25 protein-coding genes and 2 tRNA genes are annotated in these 15,631 nt (G+C 63.7%); 9 read left to right on the top strand and 18 right to left on the bottom strand.

The genetic code is table 11. The annotated features are described in order from the left end of the window. Positions 1 to 169: 169 nt before the first annotated feature. The 6 genes from A7X97_RS01560 (at position 170) to A7X97_RS01535 (ending at position 2,254) form a co-directional block, all read left to right on the top strand. Positions 170 to 246, top strand: a tRNA-Pro gene (locus A7X97_RS01560). A gap of 39 nt (positions 247 to 285) precedes the next feature. Next, a tRNA-Arg gene (locus A7X97_RS01555) sits at positions 286 to 362 on the top strand. A gap of 168 nt (positions 363 to 530) precedes the next feature. Then, positions 531 to 863 (top strand): type II toxin-antitoxin system MqsR family toxin, encoded by a 333-nt coding sequence (locus A7X97_RS22320; RefSeq protein WP_111007530.1) that lies wholly within the window; start codon positions 531 to 533, stop codon positions 861 to 863. Positions 864 to 865: 2 nt separating this feature from the next. Continuing rightward, positions 866 to 1,480, top strand: coding sequence for a type II toxin-antitoxin system MqsA family antitoxin (locus A7X97_RS01545; protein WP_111007529.1), 615 nt, complete (start codon positions 866 to 868; stop codon positions 1,478 to 1,480). An 11-nt stretch (positions 1,481 to 1,491) separates the two neighbouring features. Further along, a complete protein-coding gene (locus A7X97_RS01540; RefSeq protein ID WP_111007528.1) occupies positions 1,492 to 2,004 on the top strand; it encodes a hypothetical protein in 513 nt (170 codons plus the stop codon). After that, a complete protein-coding gene (locus A7X97_RS01535) occupies positions 1,994 to 2,254 on the top strand; it encodes a hypothetical protein (RefSeq protein ID WP_146260225.1) in 261 nt (86 codons plus the stop codon). The genes A7X97_RS01540 and A7X97_RS01535 overlap by 11 nt, the downstream gene beginning before the upstream one ends. A gap of 41 nt (positions 2,255 to 2,295) precedes the next feature. Here A7X97_RS01535 and A7X97_RS01530 read toward each other — a convergent pair whose 3' ends face one another. The 15 genes from A7X97_RS01530 to A7X97_RS01460 all read right to left on the bottom strand — a co-directional run bounded on the left by A7X97_RS01530 (position 2,296) and on the right by A7X97_RS01460 (position 9,992). Further along, on the bottom strand, positions 2,296 to 3,486 hold the full coding sequence (locus A7X97_RS01530; protein ID WP_245884919.1) for a site-specific integrase: 1,191 nt from the start codon (positions 3,484 to 3,486) through the stop codon (positions 2,296 to 2,298). Between the two features lie 18 nt (positions 3,487 to 3,504). Beyond that, positions 3,505 to 3,726 carry a hypothetical protein gene (locus tag A7X97_RS01525; protein WP_088431035.1) on the bottom strand — a complete coding sequence of 74 codons (222 nt, stop codon included), beginning with the start codon at positions 3,724 to 3,726 and terminating at the stop codon, positions 3,505 to 3,507. Between the two features lie 168 nt (positions 3,727 to 3,894). Then, on the bottom strand, positions 3,895 to 4,152 hold the full coding sequence (locus tag A7X97_RS01515) for a hypothetical protein (protein ID WP_111007525.1): 258 nt from the start codon (positions 4,150 to 4,152) through the stop codon (positions 3,895 to 3,897). Beyond that, complete coding sequence (locus A7X97_RS01510; RefSeq protein ID WP_111007524.1) at positions 4,149 to 4,484, bottom strand: hypothetical protein; 336 nt, start codon at positions 4,482 to 4,484, stop codon at positions 4,149 to 4,151. Before A7X97_RS01510 ends, A7X97_RS01515 begins: the two co-directional genes overlap by 4 nt. Continuing rightward, positions 4,481 to 6,562, bottom strand: coding sequence for a DNA cytosine methyltransferase (locus A7X97_RS01505; RefSeq protein ID WP_111007523.1), 2,082 nt, complete (start codon positions 6,560 to 6,562; stop codon positions 4,481 to 4,483). The genes A7X97_RS01510 and A7X97_RS01505 overlap by 4 nt, the downstream gene beginning before the upstream one ends. Then, a complete protein-coding gene (locus tag A7X97_RS01500; protein WP_111007522.1) occupies positions 6,555 to 7,253 on the bottom strand; it encodes a hypothetical protein in 699 nt (232 codons plus the stop codon). The genes A7X97_RS01505 and A7X97_RS01500 overlap by 8 nt, the downstream gene beginning before the upstream one ends. After that, positions 7,250 to 7,642 (bottom strand): hypothetical protein, encoded by a 393-nt coding sequence (locus A7X97_RS01495; RefSeq protein WP_111007521.1) that lies wholly within the window; start codon positions 7,640 to 7,642, stop codon positions 7,250 to 7,252. The genes A7X97_RS01500 and A7X97_RS01495 overlap by 4 nt, the downstream gene beginning before the upstream one ends. 7 nt (positions 7,643 to 7,649) lie before the next feature. Continuing rightward, positions 7,650 to 8,138 (bottom strand): hypothetical protein, encoded by a 489-nt coding sequence (locus tag A7X97_RS01490; protein WP_111007520.1) that lies wholly within the window; start codon positions 8,136 to 8,138, stop codon positions 7,650 to 7,652. Beyond that, the gene (locus A7X97_RS01485; protein WP_111007519.1) at positions 8,135 to 8,374 is read right to left on the bottom strand and encodes a hypothetical protein; all 240 of its coding nucleotides are present in this window, start codon (positions 8,372 to 8,374) and stop codon (positions 8,135 to 8,137) included. Before A7X97_RS01485 ends, A7X97_RS01490 begins: the two co-directional genes overlap by 4 nt. Beyond that, entirely contained in the window at positions 8,371 to 8,697 is a 327-nt protein-coding gene (locus A7X97_RS01480; RefSeq protein ID WP_111007518.1) for a hypothetical protein, read from the bottom strand. The genes A7X97_RS01485 and A7X97_RS01480 overlap by 4 nt, the downstream gene beginning before the upstream one ends. Beyond that, complete coding sequence (locus A7X97_RS01475; RefSeq protein WP_111007517.1) at positions 8,694 to 8,966, bottom strand: hypothetical protein; 273 nt, start codon at positions 8,964 to 8,966, stop codon at positions 8,694 to 8,696. The genes A7X97_RS01480 and A7X97_RS01475 overlap by 4 nt, the downstream gene beginning before the upstream one ends. Positions 8,967 to 8,981: 15 nt before the next feature. After that, positions 8,982 to 9,230 (bottom strand): hypothetical protein, encoded by a 249-nt coding sequence (locus tag A7X97_RS01470; protein ID WP_245884917.1) that lies wholly within the window; start codon positions 9,228 to 9,230, stop codon positions 8,982 to 8,984. Positions 9,231 to 9,304: 74 nt separating this feature from the next. Continuing rightward, the gene (locus A7X97_RS21870) at positions 9,305 to 9,454 is read right to left on the bottom strand and encodes a hypothetical protein (RefSeq protein ID WP_181503419.1); all 150 of its coding nucleotides are present in this window, start codon (positions 9,452 to 9,454) and stop codon (positions 9,305 to 9,307) included. Next, positions 9,451 to 9,771: a hypothetical protein gene (locus A7X97_RS01465; RefSeq protein WP_111007515.1), complete on the bottom strand. Its 321-nt coding sequence runs from the start codon at positions 9,769 to 9,771 to the stop codon at positions 9,451 to 9,453. Before A7X97_RS01465 ends, A7X97_RS21870 begins: the two co-directional genes overlap by 4 nt. Beyond that, positions 9,768 to 9,992 carry a hypothetical protein gene (locus A7X97_RS01460; protein ID WP_049420713.1) on the bottom strand — a complete coding sequence of 75 codons (225 nt, stop codon included), beginning with the start codon at positions 9,990 to 9,992 and terminating at the stop codon, positions 9,768 to 9,770. Before A7X97_RS01460 ends, A7X97_RS01465 begins: the two co-directional genes overlap by 4 nt. A gap of 233 nt (positions 9,993 to 10,225) precedes the next feature. Here A7X97_RS01460 and A7X97_RS01455 point away from each other — a divergent pair, with 233 nt between their 5' ends. Beyond that, positions 10,226 to 10,777 (top strand): DUF4124 domain-containing protein, encoded by a 552-nt coding sequence (locus tag A7X97_RS01455; protein WP_111007514.1) that lies wholly within the window; start codon positions 10,226 to 10,228, stop codon positions 10,775 to 10,777. Positions 10,778 to 10,816: 39 nt separating this feature from the next. On the opposite strand, the gene A7X97_RS01450 is transcribed toward A7X97_RS01455, so the two are convergent. The 3 genes from A7X97_RS01450 to A7X97_RS21865 form a co-directional block, all read right to left on the bottom strand. Then, on the bottom strand, positions 10,817 to 11,131 hold the full coding sequence (locus A7X97_RS01450; protein ID WP_239504091.1) for a hypothetical protein: 315 nt from the start codon (positions 11,129 to 11,131) through the stop codon (positions 10,817 to 10,819). Next, positions 11,103 to 11,657, bottom strand: coding sequence for a hypothetical protein (locus A7X97_RS01445; RefSeq protein WP_239504090.1), 555 nt, complete (start codon positions 11,655 to 11,657; stop codon positions 11,103 to 11,105). The genes A7X97_RS01450 and A7X97_RS01445 overlap by 29 nt, the downstream gene beginning before the upstream one ends. A gap of 225 nt (positions 11,658 to 11,882) precedes the next feature. After that, entirely contained in the window at positions 11,883 to 12,113 is a 231-nt protein-coding gene (locus A7X97_RS21865; protein ID WP_181503418.1) for a hypothetical protein, read from the bottom strand. A 68-nt stretch (positions 12,114 to 12,181) separates the two neighbouring features. Here A7X97_RS21865 and A7X97_RS01435 point away from each other — a divergent pair, with 68 nt between their 5' ends. Both A7X97_RS01435 and A7X97_RS01430 read left to right on the top strand, forming a co-directional pair. Further along, entirely contained in the window at positions 12,182 to 12,712 is a 531-nt protein-coding gene (locus A7X97_RS01435; RefSeq protein ID WP_111007510.1) for a hypothetical protein, read from the top strand. A gap of 407 nt (positions 12,713 to 13,119) precedes the next feature. Next, positions 13,120 to 15,534 carry a DUF5906 domain-containing protein gene (locus tag A7X97_RS01430; RefSeq protein ID WP_111007509.1) on the top strand — a complete coding sequence of 805 codons (2,415 nt, stop codon included), beginning with the start codon at positions 13,120 to 13,122 and terminating at the stop codon, positions 15,532 to 15,534. Positions 15,535 to 15,631 lie beyond the last annotated feature (97 nt).

Raw genomic sequence — 15,631 nt, 5'->3', positions numbered from 1 at the left:
GTGCGGATGAAGGTCGGGACGGCCATCCGGCCGATGGGCGTGAGCATAGCCGATGACTGCTTTCGGCGTTGTGGCAGGCCCGGGTTCTGTGCATCCTTCGTTGACAGTTCCCAACGCGCTTGGCGACAATGAACAACTCCCCGGGCCCAACCCGAGGGGATTGCAAGACCGGGGTATAGCGCAGTCTGGTAGCGCGCCTGCTTTGGGAGCAGGATGTCGGGGGTTCGAATCCCTCTACCCCGACCAATCCCACGCCACGTCGGATTGGACACCGTTCCGGTTCGGGCGCCCGTAGCTCAACTGGATAGAGCACCGGCCTTCTAAGCCGGCGGTTACAGGTTCGATTCCTGTCGGGCGCGCCATTGAAATCAATGGCTTAGCTTGAATTCCGCATCACCATCCTGAAATGACTCCCGAAAATGTGCCCGGTTCGGGCGGGCTTTGCTATGCTCGGTTCAGGAACCTCTCGGGGAGTCGAGGTGCCTTAAGCTCAAGCTACCGGACCTAACCATGATGGTTGATTTCATCCCGTGAGCGCTCCACTATACGAACTAGACCGCATTCACGAGGCCGCTAGATGCCGGCGTGTCACCATAAATCGGACCGTCCAACGCGATGTGACCAACTTGGGCTATGGCTTCAATGACGTGTGCGAGTGCTTGGAAGCGCTTACTCCCGCAGACTACGCCGGCCGCTACGTGGCATCTGGTCCTGACGGGTCCGAAATTCAATTCGATGTCTACAAGCCGTGCTTTCCGCATAGCCGCGGAATTGACGCCCTCTACGTGAAACTGAGCGAGCGCTCGAACGCTACGCTCTCCCAGGTGGCTCTGGGCTCCTTCCATCTTCAGAGAAAAGGTTGACCATGCAACTTTGCCCCTATTGTGAAAAGGGTGAACTGCACATCTTCACCGACAGCGAGACCATCGTGCACGGTGGCAAGCAATTGCTTGTGCCCAATGTGCAGTTGTCGCGTTGCGACGCCTGCGGTGAAGAAATGGCTACCCCGGAACAAGCGAAGGTGAATCAGCGCTTGTTCGCGGACGCTAAGCGTCACGCGGATGGGCTGATGAGCTCGGATCAGATCCGTGATTGGCGGAAGGCGCTTGGATGGTCTCAGGCTCAGGCTGTCACATTCTTGGGTGGCGGCGCCAATGCGTTCTCCAAATACGAGCGCGGCGAAGTCGTGCAATCTCGTCAGATGGACTTGTTGATGCGTTTGCTAGCGCTTTCGCCTGAAGCTAGGCAAATCCTGCCGCGAGTTGTCGCCGGTGACTTGCAGCGCTGCGTCGACGTGGTGGGAGCGCGTATTGATGATCCGTGTGGCACTGACGCGATTGATCTGCTCTGGTCGCCTATACGCACTCTTGGGGCGACCCACGCTGCACTCTATACGTGCGCTTGGGATGAATCCCCGCGACGTTCAGCAAACGACGATCGCTATGGTTGGTCGAAGCAGCGTTTGGCCGTAGCACTGTGAGCAATCCAACGATGACATTCGATCCTTCCCAGCACTTCTCCTTGATGGATGTGCAGCTTTGGGAAACTCATCTCAAACGGGGCATTGAGTACTTCCCTGGCTTGCACGACGGTCAGTTAGGCGCTCAAACCCGCAAGGGAGTTACGCCTCAGCGGCTTGAGATCACGGATGACGAAGGCAACACCCACGATCTCCTGCGTGTCATCGTCCATTTGGGCTTGCGTGGCTTGCATGCAGCGCCCCAAGATGGGGGTGAGGACGAAAGTGTTGAGCAACGTCTGCTTTTTGAGCTTGAAACGTCGTTTGCTGTCGTCTACCAAGTGATTTCTGATCCTGCGCGAGAAGATTTCATGAAGTTTGTTCGCCTGAACTGCGTTCACAACGCTTGGCCGTTCTGGCGGCAGCATGTGTTTGATACGCTCAAGCGGGCGTCTTTGCCGGTGCTTCCGGTGCCGCTCTTCCAGATCGGTAGCGGTGAGATGGCAGCGCTGCTGCCGGACGAATCAGACGTAGATGCAACTTGAGTTCAATGCTATGAACTGGAACACGAACGACAATAAGCACTACAGGGGCCCCATCGACAGAATTTTCGTGTCGATGTCCGAGTCATATGAGGTCAGCTACTTCATCGATCAGTACCTCAAAACGCGCGGTTACGACATGACCGATGAGAATCGCTCGCGCGTCGGTAAGAAGTTGCAGCTCTATCAGGGCGCTGCACCTTGGAAGCGTGACGATCTCAACGCTTTTCTTGACCGAGGTTGGCGTACCTGACCCGCATCGCGAAGCTTTGAGGAGAGGTCCGTTCCGAAGGGCTACGTGCCCCGGCCAGCCTCATCAACCGTCGGAAGTGAGTGGTCATAGACGTGCAGCATTGCATCAGTCTTGTGGCCACTGGCTTCCTTTTTGTTGCCATTAGTGTCGGTAACGCCTCGGTGCTTCAATCCGTGTAGAGCGAAGCGCTCGTCCTCCGTGATGATGCCGTCCCTGACCGCATTGCGCATCAGGCGACCCCAGGTGGTGTGCCATCCGTGCCCGGTGAGCATTTCTCCGTCCTCGCTGACGAACAGCGGCCGGGCCTTTGGCGACAGTGGCGCATTAAGTTGTGTGATGCCACGTTTGGCCCAAATGGCCGTGCGCCGATCCTGCAGGACTTTGATCGCCACCTGAGTCTGCTCACCTTTGCGCACCAGGTTGTCGCGGCTGCCCTTGCGGCGGTTGGTCTGCAGAACCTCGCCCTCTACATGGTGATCGGTCAACGTGCGCACCTCGATGCCGCGCAAACGTGCCTGGTAGGCCAGTTCCATGGCCGCCCATAGGTAGACTGGCAGTGCTCCTTTCTCGCGCGCGCCGCGCTCGCTGCAGCGACGTGCGTAGTCCTGGACTCGGCGGAAGACATCACGCTCAGGCATACGGTGGTCGCGCTTCTCCTTGACCTTCTTGATGCCGGCGGCGGGGTTGGTCGTCACATGGTCATGCTCGCGTGCCCAGCCAAAGACGCGGCGTAGGTAGCTGAGCCAGTGATTCGCCTTGGTGGGGTAGCCAGGAACGGCAGCATCACCTGGTCTGGTTCCTGGTCGGCCTTGAGCAATGATGTCGATCAGCCGGCGGATGAACCCTGGCGACAGGCGGTCCACTACGGCATCACCCAGCTTGCTCCCGTTCTTCAGAGGGAACACCTTGATCGCCTTTGCGTAGTCACGATAATGCTGCTGTGTGGTGGTCCCGAGCTGGGTGAACGCGAAGCTCCTCGCGTGTTGGTCGATGACGTAGGCGACGGTACCCCTCTGTGCCTCGCCCCCGCGAGCTTCCGCGATCGCATGCAGATCCGATAGGCGTGCCGCCGGTCCGGCCACAGTCTTGCACTTCGTCCCATGCCCCTCCGGATGTGCATCGCGCACATACCATCGCCCACGGCCGGTCCCGTCCCAGTAGACGCCTTGTGGCACCTTGCCGTAGTCGATGTGCTTGGGGAGGTTCGATGGAACCTTGCGAGGACGTGCCATGTTTCGTCGCTGTTTCCGTTAGAGCAGGTCGGTGGAATAGGTGTCGCCATTGCTGGCAGGTGCAGTTAGGCCGAGGGCCTCGTTCAATGCTGTCGTGGTGGTCCAGATTCCACCGCAGGCGTCGTACTGAAAGCGGATGTGGCGATCGCGCGCCCAGCGCTCGACCGTTGCCAGTCGCGGGCGCTTCCCGGGCTGGCAGAGTTCCTGCAGGTCGCGGAATTGGAGGATCTCGCCGATCAAGGCGTGGCTCCTTCGACCGCCCGGAATCGAGACGGCGACCAGTCACAGCTTTCGTCTGCAGGGATGTGGCCGAACATTGCGGTGCATCGCCGGCAGTGCACGCAGTCGCCGCAGGTCTTGCCTTCGGGCAGATCCATATCGTCGCCAGTGCGGCGGTAGGGGATGCGGTCAGCCATTGCCCACCGCCTGGCTGTCGATCAGGGCCATCAGGTAGTCGTGGTTCTTCTTGCTCTCTTCCGGCTTCTCTGCCGATACAAATCCGCATCGGTGCATCCACTCAGTCATGGAATACTGGGATTTGACCGTGCCACGGAAGCGTTCCAGGTCCACGGCCTGCGCAGTCGGGTTCACTCCATCGGCCTGATCCCCCAGCCTCACCCTCCCACCGGGCTTCACGTCCGCCAGGGTCTTCTTGTCGGTGGTCATGCGTTCTTCTCCAGTAGGAAGTTGGTGTCGATCTGCCAGCCGGCCTCACGTGCCCCGAGCAGGCGCAGCTCGTTGGTGTCGAATTCGTCCAGACCGAGCATCCTGGCGGCCAGCTCGATGTGGTTCGGTGAGATGGGCCGGTCTCGGTAGAACAGGTCGTAGACGTTGTGCTTCGAGCAGCCCCAGACGTCAGCCAGGTCCTGCATGCGCTTCCCTTCCTCCAGGAGGTGGCGCTTCAGGTGCGAGCGCACGCTGTCGATCGAGCGGGGGATGCGGATCGGACGGCCGCCGGCGGCCATGCCGTTGTTGGCGTGCTGGCGTCGGATGCTCATGCGGCGTCCGCCTGCGGCAAAGCCACCGGGTCCAGGTTGGCGTCGATCAAGGCGTAGAACGGCGGTGGGCTGACGCTATTGCCGCACATGCGCACCTGGGCCGTGGTCTTCAGTACGGTGCCGTCGGCGGTGCGGTCGATGACGTAGGTCACCGGGAAGCCCTGCGCGCGGAACAGCTCATGCGGCTTGAGCATGCGCAGGCCGATATCCACGATGACGTAGGGCGTGCCCTTGATGACCACGGTGACCAGCGCCAGGCGATCCTTGGTAGTCACCGTGTCCACTGGGTCGTGCAGATCCACGGCGATGCCGCTGCCGTAGTACTTCACCAGGAACGCTGCCACCCGCAGGGCGCCTGCCTCTTGCTCAGGTGAAAGTCGCGCCAGCTCCGCCTCCGCAACGGCATGCCCGCCGTTGCCACTGGCAGTGACCGTGCCGACCGGCGAGCGAGCATCCTTGCTGCCAGTTCCCCAGCGTTGGACGCCGCCAGTTCGACCTTCGCCGTGTGCGGCCTGGACCATGAAGGCACTGGATACCGCGTGGTGTTCCGCCTGAGCGGCTACTGTGGTGAGCGGCGTGCGCGCATCGGCGCCGACCATGTTCCGTCGCAGCGTGACCAGCGAGGCGGCGGCCACACCGAGAGCGTGCGCTGCGCCGGCCGGCCTAGCTGCACCAGCACCAGAAGTGATCGTCGGCACGGGCTCAGTGGCCGCCGTGCCGATGCTGTCGCCGCGGAACTTCACCAGATGCGGCGCGGCCACAGCGTGCTTTACACCGCCCGCGACAATCGTGCCCAGCGGCTGCTGCAGATCCAGCGCACGAGGGGCCTGGCCCGCGCGCTCGCCATGGCCGGTCTGGACAAGTGTCGGGGATACCACCGAGAAGTGCCCACCCTTCACCCCGGCGCAGACGGTAGGAAGTGGCTCGCCCGCTGCCATCGTCCGCTGACGGCTTGCGTTGGCATGCTCGGTGAGGAACGGCGCCAGCTCGGGCGCCACCAGCATCAGCTCGCCGCGATTGGCGGCGGTGATGGTGCGCATGGGGTCGCGCACGCTATGCACGCGATCGCCGCCCTGGTGCGTTGCAGGGACGATGAAGGGATCGGCCGAGTTGATGACGTGCCGCATGACGCCCTTGGCGATGCGGCGCATGGTGGCGTCGGCCAGCGGCCGGTCCCGAGTAAAGATGGACGGGCAGGGAATCGAGAAGTCCAGGCAGTCAGCAGCAGTCACGCGCGGCTTCTGTCCCGGGGCTGTGCCATGGGTCGGCTCGGGCCACACGATGGGCTGGCCATCGCGGCGGCCGAGCAGGAACAGGCGTTCGCGGCTGGTGCCGGCGCCGTAATCGCTGGCCACCAGCTTGCGCCACTCCACCGCGTAGCCCAGCGCCCGCAGTGCTGCGACGAACTGCCGCCAAGTGCGGCCGCTGTAGCGCTTATGGGGGACAAGAGCCTGGCGCTCGACGGGCACCCGCTCGCCCTTGTCGGCGACTCGGTTGACCATGACCGGCTTGCCACGCCGGAACAGCGGCTTTCCCGACTCAGGATGCACGGCCTGGACCAAGTCTAGGGTGACCACCCGGCCGGTCCTGGAGCAGCGCTTTGCCACCAGCGGACCCCAGGTCAGGATTTGCCACACGTTCTCCATGGAGATGATGCGCGGCGCGGTGTTGGTCCCGTGCAGCCGATCAGCACGCAGCAGCTGGCCAACCCACTTCAGCACCACCCACGACAATGCGCGGGTCTTGCGGCTGCGCGGCTGGCCGCCCTTGGCCTGGCTGAAGTGCGTGCAGTCCGGCGAGGCATGGAACCAGCCGATGGGCCGGCCGGCCACGTCGACGCGTGGGTCTGCGTGCCAGATATCCTCGCGGTGGTGCTGGGTCAGGGGGTGGTTGGCGGCGTGCATGCCGATGGCCAGCTCGTCGTGGTTGTAGGCAAGGGCGGGATCGATGCCGATGGCCTGCTTAAGCCCTTCCGATGCGCCGCCACCGCCGGCGAACAGATCCACGACGATCTCGCCGGGGCGCAGGCGGGAGACCTGTGGCGACGGGAAGTTGAAGGAGCGGGAACCGTCAGCCATGTGCTGCCTCCCAGGCGATGATCGCCTCGGCAGCAAGCGGTCGCACGAACCATGCGGCTGGGCCATCTTCGGTATCACCCAGCCACACCAGGCGCCAATCTGCGCCGGGGCCAATGGGCTGCCACGCGCGCATCTCGTCCCAATAACGATGGTCGCCGCTCTCCACGGCTTCTTCGGTGAAGTCGCCAAACGTCACCTGCAGGTCGAATCCCTGCGCGAGGAACAACGGCCGCAACGACACCTCGCGACCGTCAGCCCACATTGGCACATCCGGATGGCACGGGATCTCGCCGACGGCGTTGCGCGCTGGGAGCCGACCGGGGTGGTACAGGCCACGCCACGGGTCCGCTGGATCGACAGCGGTCCGGGACTGATTCCTGACCAGCTCCAGTAATTCGGTCGCCTGCGCCAGCCGGGCACGGGTGGTATCGCAGAGCGGCGTGTCGCCGTCCTGCATGCTGCTGCGCAGAGTCGCCACATAGGCGGTTACGGCGGCTTCGAACACGCGCAGATCCTGCAAGCGCGGCAGGCGGTGGTGCAGGTCTCGCAGCGCGGTCTGGGCCTGCGCGAGGGTGATGGCCTTCGCCTGGTTGGGCAGCCACACAGCCTCGACAGCGATCGCGCTGATCGTTTCAAACGCGTCGCGCAGAACGGGACAGTTCGTGGGAAGAAGCGTGAGGTTCGCGGTCATCGGCGGGCCTGTTTGAATTGGGTGTCGGTGTTGACGAACGCGCCTGCGAGCGGCGCTATCTGGGACGCCTGCTCGGCGCCAGCGGAGCGAAGGGGGAAGGGCGCGGCATGGCGATAGCGCCGGTTCGGGTCGGAGGCGAACCGGCCGGCGTCGATGCGAATCACCTGGTACTCAGGGAAAGCCTCATCAGGAAGCACTTCGCGTGCTTCCTCGATCAGCGCGACAAAGCGCGCCTGCCACTCGACCGGCATCGACTGCAGGGTGCGTCGCGGCACCACGTGATAGGCGGCGCGGCTGAGGCCGAAGGCGTGCCAGACGGGGCCATCGGAATAGGTACTGCCGGGCCTGCCGGGTTCGGTGGCGGTCGCGGCGTGGGATTTGCTGCTCATGCGTGCCTCAGTCCATCTCATGGGCTGCCATGCGCTCTGCATAGCTGCCGTGGTTGGCGGTGTGCCGGCTCATCTGCGGGCGAAGTGGGGTGTGCCCAAGCACCTCGATGTGTCCGCCCGCTGCGAGGAAGGCGTCCAGGTCGTCGGCTAACTGCTGCCGGTCGAGTTCCCTGTGACGAATCGTGGTCGCCGCGTCACTGACGCCGGTGAGCGGACCTACCACGCAGGCCGGTCGTTCACGCGCGGGTGCCGCGCGCAGCGGCGCGATCGCATGTTGCGTGTGGCTGGAGAGGCGCCAGATCCCGCGCACGCCCGAGCGGTGACAGATGGCCTGGCCGCTGCGCGCCAACCCCTTCAACGTGTAGCCGATAGCCTGGTGCGTGCTGTTGATGCGACCAGCGGTCTTGATCTGTTCGACCGTAGCGCCTTGCGGGAACATGGACAGGACCTTGCGCACTTCGGCGGCCCGGCCGATCTGTTGCGGGCGGGCGCTCATGCGCGGGCCTCCGCGAGCATTTCGCGCATTGCCCAGCCGTGGTGCAGGACACGCGATGAGTGGTGAGCAACGGCATCCGGATTGTTGGTCAGGACGAGCGTGTCCTCCAGTGGATACGCGGTGTGGCCGTCCCAGTCGTCCAGTACCTCACGCAGGCCAAAGTGCGTGCGCAGTTCCTGTGCGTTGGAGGTCTTGCCGCAGCGTTGCGGCCCGTAGATGACAACAGAGCGGTTCATGCGGCGATTCCTCGCGTGCGGCGCGTAGCGCGGTTGTTGGGGGAGATCGAACGAACACGCACGCCTTGGCGGTCGAGCCAGCGGTGCGCGGCCTGGGCGGCAAGTCGGTTGAGGGAAAACGAGACGCCGCCGAGGGTGAGCGAGTGGTGCGATACCCCCACGCTCCGGCTGGCGCTGGCGGCGACCTTCAGGAGCGACTCGCGCGGCGCGGCGGTGTAGAGGCCGGCCCATAGCCAGCCCTGGCAGACCATCAATACGAGTGACTCGCCCTGATGGCCGGTGGCGAATTGCTGCTCCACTGGCAGAGTGGGTTGCACGCTCATGCCGTCATTGCCAGGTCGCGGGCCTTGGCGATCTCCGCCTCGGCGGCGGCGATGCCGGTGGCGGTCAAGGTCGCCTTGCGCGGCAGCTGCGGGTCGTCGTACCTGATCAGCACGCGCTCATCCAGCCAGTTCATGACGCGGCGCGTGAACAGCTTCTCGGGGCGGTTGCGGGGCGCGAATCCGTGGGCAGTGCGGTGGAGGGAGTAATCCGAAGCGCCATGCGCTGCGAGCAACGCGGCTTTTTCCTTCGGCTTGAGTGGAGCGGACATGAGCTGTTCTCCTAGTCAGGCAGCGATGGGCGTGAAAGGGGAGTCGGCGGCGATCTCGGCCAGGACCTCGCCGCGATGGCGGGCGAGCAGGGAGATCGGGATGCGCAGGTGTGCCAGGCTTGCGTCCGTCCAGCGCAGCTCTGCCAGCGCGGCTTTTTCCATCGGCACCGGGCGGGTGGCGAGGCCACACCGATGGCATTCGATGTGCAGCAGCGGCGGGCAGGGAGCACCCAGGCGGTGGCCGGTCGGGGCGCCTTCGGTCACGACGATCTGCGGTCGATGGCCTAGCCCGCACAGAGGCACTGAGTCAGGGAGAGGGCGAGCGATCTGGCGCATGGTCAGCCCCTCACCGAGGTGCTGATCGGCCAGCGTGCTTTGGCTGCATCACGGTCGCTGTGTGCCTGGTGGATCTCGGCGATACGCAGTGGCACGACAACTGCCGCCACCAGCGCGACGGCTGCCCAGGCAAGGCGGAGGCGGCGGGTCATGCAGCGCCTCCTTTGGCACGGGCGAGCGCGGCATCGAAGGCGACCAACGACTCTTCGCACGCTCGGGCGAGCCGCGAGCGATTGATCAGGCTGTTGTCGAGGCCCAGTGCCCGGAATGCAGTGGTCAGGCGGTCGCCCTGCACGACCAATTCCGATAGCAGGGCATGTGCCTTGCGCAGATCGGCGGATTGCTTCTTCAACATGGATTCGCCAACGCGAATCATGAAGTCCGGCGTGGCAGCTGCAACGGCGCCGAACTCGGCGTTTGTCCCTGCAATGCGTTCCAGGGTTGCCAGCGCGGTTTCGGCGGCGCTCATGCCCGCACCTCAGCCGACAGGTCGCGCGAGCAGGCCTCCAGGCGGAGGCTGGCGACGCCCATGCGCCGGGAGCGGCGCAGCTGGTTGCGGTTGTGTTCGCCCTTGCTGCGAACCCAAAGGGTCCGGGCGGTGCTGTGATCGCGGGCTGCCACGGCCCGCAGGGCCTTCACGGCCAACAGCGGCAGCAGGCAGGGGCTTGGATCGGCGTAGCGATGGGACATGGCGCGCTCCTGTTCGAAGGAGGGCGCCGGCGGGTCAGGTGCCGAGGGGGCGGCTATTGCCGGCGAGGAGAGGGGCCGGCAGGGTGGCGACCCGCCGGTCGCCCGCCGGCTGATGGCCGACGGAGGAATTTATCCCACAGCTAAATTAGGATTGCAATAGCTGACAGCTAAATTATGGCGCGGGGCTGAAAATAAGCCGGTCTCGCCTGATAATTCCTAGGCATACCGGGGCCATGGAGGCTGACATGTGGAGCAGGTTGATGGTGCTAGGGGTTGCGCTTGCATGCGCGCCATGGGCTTCGGCCGAGGTGTTCAAGTGCAAAGGGAAGAGTGGCGAGACGGTCTACTCGCAGGCGCCATGTTCCGCAGATGCGGCCCCAATGAAGCTGCGGTCGAACCGCGCTGCCACCGAGAGCTCGGGCGAGGCTGCAAATCGCGCGGCGGTGTACCAAACGACAGAGCTTGCTGATGCAGGCATCGCCGAACGCAACTGTTTGTCCTCGGAGCAGAGCAGGATCTACGGCCCGGTCAACGCTCGGGGGCAGGATGTGTCGCGTCAGATCGCCGCGCTGAACCGTGAACTGGCTACGGCAAGGAACAACCTTGCCGGCGCCACTTATTCGTCTGGGATACGGTCTCAGATTGCTAGCTTGCAGCAGGCCCAGACAGCTGACAGGATTTCTGCGGACAGCCAGATGGCCGAGGCAAGGAAGCGGTGCGGTGACGCTCGGGCTGAGCGAGAGCGAGCAACGCGGGAAAAGTATTCGGGTGCCACCACGCCGTAAGTGTGGGCGCTTTGCGCGCCCACTTGCTCTGGTTCAGGGTCACGCGTCCTGGATGGAAATATCCCGGATGAAGCCAGCCTCATCCAGCGGAACTCCGTCCATGCAGCATTCCCTCGCGGCTTCCATTTCTCGGTGCAGACGCACCAGCGCGTCGTTTTCAAGGCAGTCGATGCCTGGCGTGTTGAACGTTGCCTGATCGATCAAGCAACCCAGGTTGTAGTGATCGCGGAGCCAGCGGATACGCCGGAGGATGCTGTCTCGCGTCACGCCATCGATGGTCGATGGCCTAGGGTTCTCGACCAGACGCAGCTTGGGCCTTTGCCCATCACGCCTTGCGACGCGCTGAGCGATCACCTGGGCCAATGCTTCGAGTGTCCCCGCGGCTGGGGGCTCCTTCTTCTGCTTCTCCATCCTTCTCCCTGAGCCTTTGCGCAAGCGCCTTGCTGAAGTCGATCAGGTTGTCGGGCGTTACCGTTGCCTCACCTCGCTGATAGAGGTACTCGTAGGCATAGGCCAGTGGTGTACCGTCTTCTTCATTGCTGAAGTCATCAATTCCGAGGTTGGCAAAGGTCAGCCTCACAAGCCTAATCGCGGAGGCGATGATCTCAGGGTCGATTCGCAGATCCTGAGAACCAGCAGCGGCCCCAGCACCAGCGTCGTCGTCGGACCTCGGCTGGTCCAGCCAGCCATGGGATAGCCCGGCCGCGCGTTCGATCTTGCGCGCAACGTCATCCCCCATCTTCTTGCCGTTCAATAGCTGGTTCAGATAGGAAGGCGCCATGTCCAGGTGGATGGCGATCGCCTTCTGCGTCCCCAACTGGGGTTTTAGCGTGGCGACCAGGGCCTGGAGGTTGAGGTGTCTGGCGGTGATGGCATCCATACGCCAAGCGTAGCTAGTAGCTAAACAGGGAAGTTGCGCTGAGAGCTTGACAATGGGGTTTAGCTCCGGGCTAAATACTGGCGCTATGGACCTACTCACCTTCATTTCGGACCCCGAACGTAAGCGGCGCCTCGCTGCCTTGACCGGCAGTTCTGAGGGATACCTGTGGCAGTGCGCGACCGGATGGAGGAACAAGAAGCCCAGCCCGGTCTTGGCGCGAAAGATTCAGCTGGCATCGGTCGAGATCGGTGTCGCGCTGGGTTGCGAGCCGTTGGCGCTCGCCGCAATCCGTCCCGACATTTGGCCGGCTGAAACTGCATGACCGCCTCGGCAGACATGAGCCAGGTTTGCGGGCGCAAACAGCACCGCTACCACTCCGCCGACGCCTGCTGCGGCGTCATAGGTACGGACAGCGGTGAAGCGCATGCGCTGCGGGAAACTGATGATCTCTGCCATGCGGTCAATGTTGTCCCCGCCGCAGTCAGCTTTTCCACGATGATCGATGGCGCATTTCAGGGGGCCGCATGACGTGCCGTCGCTCTGACCTCTACTGGCGGGACGCGCTGCACAACGCAGTGACCCGTGCTCCTGGGGGGCTGCAGGACGCGGCCGCGCACATTAGCAAGCGCCGTGGCAAGTCGATCTCGGCGGAAACACTGAGGAAGAAGCTCAGGGGCGTCGATGGCGAGTCCGTTTCGATGGAGATGGCCGAGATCCTGACGGACTACCTGCAGCTATTCGTCGGTACGCAGGAGATTGCAACTGACTGGGTCTGCTCCCTTGCTGCCCAGTACGACCTGATGGTCGATTACGTACCGCCGCCGCCGCAGGGTGGTTGGCCTGACGAGCTGGCCGCGATCCAGGCGAAGCTGCTGGAACTGCACAAGCTCACGGGGGCGTTGGCTGGTGCGGGCATCGATGCGATAGCGGATCAACGCCTCAGCGTTCCCGAGGCAGATCGAATCCAAGACCTTTCGCGCGAGGTGCGCAAGCTCTGCTACCGCTTGGAGCGCAATGCGTGCCGTGCGGCTGGGCAGCAGGGGACGGAGGACTGACGTGGGTACGGACCACGCCCGTCGATCTCAGTATCGAAGGCGTGGCATAGCCAGCGCATCCGCGCGGCGAGCCATGGAGCTTGCGGCACTTGCGTTGACCGATGCAGTGCCGGGGCTGATAGGCGAGGAAGCATTGGCAGAGCGAGAGCGCATCCGCCAGCGACAAGAGCAGCACGACAACCGGCAGCACTGTCTGCCTTTGGGGAATCCAGATGTACCAAGCAAGCATTGATTCGGCCCCATCCCCCCGGGTGGCTTGTGAAAGGCCGCGTGCAGACCGTGCTACTGAATCCGCCTTGGCATTGCGAGTCATTCGCGATACCAGCGATGGGTCCTCCCTGGACCTGACGAGCGCGGGTATTCGGACGCGCATTTCCTGGGTAGATAGCGGCTCGGGAAACTACTGAATGTCTGAGAACTATGGGGATGTGCTGCAGCAGTTGCAGTCAGCCGGCCTGCTGGTAACCGAGTTGGACACCACAGGGCGAATGGTTCGCTGCCGCGTCGAGGGCTCACGCGAGCGCCGTGGCTGGTACGCGCTGCACGAACTGAATACCTCGTCCGGCGAAGTGCTGGTCGTCGGCACCTATGGCGTCTGGCACGGCAACGAAAACGGCGCGACCAAAGTTGATCTGCGCAAGCGCGACAAGACCTTCTCTGATGAACAGCGCGAAGCGCTGCGCAACCGGTTGGCCGAGGATCGTCGCAGGGCCGAGTCTGCTCGCCAGACCCAGGCGAAGCGGGCGGCCGAGCGGGCATCGTCGGCCTGGGCCAAGGCGAATGCAGCCGGCGAGGCCGACTACCTGGTCAGCAAGGGCGTGCAGGGATTCGGTCTGCGCTATGGCACCTCCGGCGCGGCACTCGTCCCGCTGCTGGACGTCAACGGCCAGGTGCATGGCTTGCAGGTGCTGCGCAGCGCGAAGCTGGCCGCCGCAGGACGCAAGCCGGCCAAGGAGTACTGGCCGGCAGGCATGGTCAAGAAGGGCCACTTCCATCTGATCGGCGGAAGTCCCCAGTGGATCTTGCTGGTGGCCGAGGGCTATGCCACTGCGGCCACGCTACACATGGCGACGGGATACCCGGTGGCAGTGGCGTTCGACGCCGGCAACATGCTGGCCGTCGCCTCGGCACTGGCAAAGCGCTATCGCGGCATCAAGATGCTGCTGTGCGCCGACGACGACGTGCTGCAGAAGTGTCGACACTGCAAGAGCCGCCTGGTGCTCGCCGACCATCCGCAATTCTGCCCCTCGTGTGCGCAGCCGCACGGCGCGTCGAATGCAGGCCTGCTCGGTGCCGAGGCCGCCGCGCTGGACGTGGGCGGAGCGGTGCTGCACCCCTTCTTTTCCGATGAGCCGGCCAGACGGGAGCGCTTCATCGACAACGGCCGCAAGGTCAGCGACTTCAACGATCTGCACGCCCAGGAAGGCCTGCATGTCGTTCGCGCCCAAGTCGAGGCTCGCCTCACGGAGCTGTCGTGGCGGGTGCCTGCCGAAAAACGCGCGCCTTCCATCACCAGCGACGGGGGCGAGGGGAATGATCGTCTTGCCCCGATCCATTCGCTGAACGAGCTGCTTGAGCGCTTCGCTCTGGTCTACGGGCAGGGTGGCACGGTGTTCGACCACAAAGAGCACATGCTGGTTGCCCTGGGCGACATGCGCGATGCATGCGTGCGCAAGGAACTGCACCGGGCGTGGATGGAGCATTCGGATCGGTCAATCGTGCGGGTGCGGGAAGTGGATTTCGACCCGTCATGCGAGAAGCCCGGGGTGACGTGCAACCTCTTTGCCGGTTGGCCGACGGTGCCGCAGGAGGGCAACTGCGACCGTCTGCTGCAGCTGCTGTGGCACATGTGCGGCAACGAAGCTAACCAGAAGGCGCTGTATGACTGGGTGGTCAAATGGCTGGCCTACCCGCTGCAGCACCCTGGCGCCAAGATGAAATCGACCATCGTCATCCATGGTCCGCAGGGCACCGGCAAGAACATGTTCTTCGATGAGTACATGAAGCTCTACGGTGAGTACGGCCGGGTGCTTGACCAGGCGGCGCTGGAAGACAAGTTCAACGACTGGGCGAGCCGCAAGCTGTTCCTGCTGGCCGACGAAGTGGTTGCACGCACCGAGGTGTACCACCTGAAGAACAAGCTCAAGGCGCTGATCACGGGAGACCGCATCCGTATCAACCCGAAGAACATTCAGGCCTACGAGGAAGACAACCACGCCAACCTGGTGTTCCTCTCCAACGAGGCGATGCCTGTCGTGCTGGAGGAGGATGACAGGCGCCACGCAGTGATCTGGACGCCGGACAAGCTCAGTCATGAGTTCTACACCGAGGTGCTGGCCGATATCCGCAATGGCGCCACGGCGGCGCTGCACCACTATTTGCTGCAGGTAGATCTGACCGGCTTCACCAATGGCACCAACCCGCCGATGACCCAGGCGAAAGAGGAGCTGATTGGCCTGAGCCAGGATAGCCCGCAGCGGTTCTTGGATGAGCTTTACGGCGACGACATCCCCGGGCTCAAGCCCATGCCGGCGCTCTCGAAGGAGTGGTACGAGGTCTATAAGGCCTGGTGTGCGCGAGAGGGCCTGCCGCGCCCGGCGCCGTCACCAAAGTTCATCAACGCGCTGGTGCGCAAGCGCCAGATCACCCATCCCGACCGGGCGCGCAAGCGCTACCAGATCGAGCAGAGCGTGAACGGACCTCACGGCTTCCTGATGCTCGGCAACTGCACCGTGCCTGACGGGAAGACAGAGGCAGCATGGCTGGGAGACCAGGTCGTGTCCTTCCGTCGCATGTTCTCCGACTACAAGGGGCGTGCGTGATCACTATACCCATCAATGTGCGGTGCGTGCGGGATGTGCGGGCCGATGTGCGGGCATTGAATTGCCGTGATTCTCTTGCAGCAGTAGGCATGTGCGG

It is taken from the genome of Stenotrophomonas sepilia (assembly GCF_003244875.1).
Classification (GTDB): Bacteria; Pseudomonadota; Gammaproteobacteria; order Xanthomonadales; family Xanthomonadaceae; genus Stenotrophomonas; species Stenotrophomonas sepilia.
This window is presented reverse-complemented; position numbering and strand designations above follow the sequence as displayed.

Coding starts and splice junctions, on each gene's coding strand:
- A7X97_RS01545 (WP_111007529.1), top strand. CDS start 866: ATGCAACTTTGCCCCTATTGTGAAAAGGGTGAACTGCACATCTTCACC.
- A7X97_RS01540 (WP_111007528.1), top strand. CDS start 1,492: ATGACATTCGATCCTTCCCAGCACTTCTCCTTGATGGATGTGCAGCTT.
- A7X97_RS01535 (WP_146260225.1), top strand. CDS start 1,994: ATGCAACTTGAGTTCAATGCTATGAACTGGAACACGAACGACAATAAG.
- A7X97_RS01530 (WP_245884919.1), bottom strand. CDS start 3,486: ATGGCACGTCCTCGCAAGGTTCCATCGAACCTCCCCAAGCACATCGAC.
- A7X97_RS01515 (WP_111007525.1), bottom strand. CDS start 4,152: ATGACCACCGACAAGAAGACCCTGGCGGACGTGAAGCCCGGTGGGAGG.
- A7X97_RS01510 (WP_111007524.1), bottom strand. CDS start 4,484: ATGAGCATCCGACGCCAGCACGCCAACAACGGCATGGCCGCCGGCGGC.
- A7X97_RS01505 (WP_111007523.1), bottom strand. CDS start 6,562: ATGGCTGACGGTTCCCGCTCCTTCAACTTCCCGTCGCCACAGGTCTCC.
- A7X97_RS01500 (WP_111007522.1), bottom strand. CDS start 7,253: ATGACCGCGAACCTCACGCTTCTTCCCACGAACTGTCCCGTTCTGCGC.
- A7X97_RS01495 (WP_111007521.1), bottom strand. CDS start 7,642: ATGAGCAGCAAATCCCACGCCGCGACCGCCACCGAACCCGGCAGGCCC.
- A7X97_RS01490 (WP_111007520.1), bottom strand. CDS start 8,138: ATGAGCGCCCGCCCGCAACAGATCGGCCGGGCCGCCGAAGTGCGCAAG.
- A7X97_RS01485 (WP_111007519.1), bottom strand. CDS start 8,374: ATGAACCGCTCTGTTGTCATCTACGGGCCGCAACGCTGCGGCAAGACC.
- A7X97_RS01480 (WP_111007518.1), bottom strand. CDS start 8,697: ATGAGCGTGCAACCCACTCTGCCAGTGGAGCAGCAATTCGCCACCGGC.
- A7X97_RS01475 (WP_111007517.1), bottom strand. CDS start 8,966: ATGTCCGCTCCACTCAAGCCGAAGGAAAAAGCCGCGTTGCTCGCAGCG.
- A7X97_RS21870 (WP_181503419.1), bottom strand. CDS start 9,454: ATGACCCGCCGCCTCCGCCTTGCCTGGGCAGCCGTCGCGCTGGTGGCG.
- A7X97_RS01465 (WP_111007515.1), bottom strand. CDS start 9,771: ATGAGCGCCGCCGAAACCGCGCTGGCAACCCTGGAACGCATTGCAGGG.
- A7X97_RS01460 (WP_049420713.1), bottom strand. CDS start 9,992: ATGTCCCATCGCTACGCCGATCCAAGCCCCTGCCTGCTGCCGCTGTTG.
- A7X97_RS01455 (WP_111007514.1), top strand. CDS start 10,226: ATGGAGGCTGACATGTGGAGCAGGTTGATGGTGCTAGGGGTTGCGCTT.
- A7X97_RS01445 (WP_239504090.1), bottom strand. CDS start 11,657: ATGGATGCCATCACCGCCAGACACCTCAACCTCCAGGCCCTGGTCGCC.
- A7X97_RS21865 (WP_181503418.1), bottom strand. CDS start 12,113: ATGGCAGAGATCATCAGTTTCCCGCAGCGCATGCGCTTCACCGCTGTC.
- A7X97_RS01435 (WP_111007510.1), top strand. CDS start 12,182: ATGACGTGCCGTCGCTCTGACCTCTACTGGCGGGACGCGCTGCACAAC.
- A7X97_RS01430 (WP_111007509.1), top strand. CDS start 13,120: ATGTCTGAGAACTATGGGGATGTGCTGCAGCAGTTGCAGTCAGCCGGC.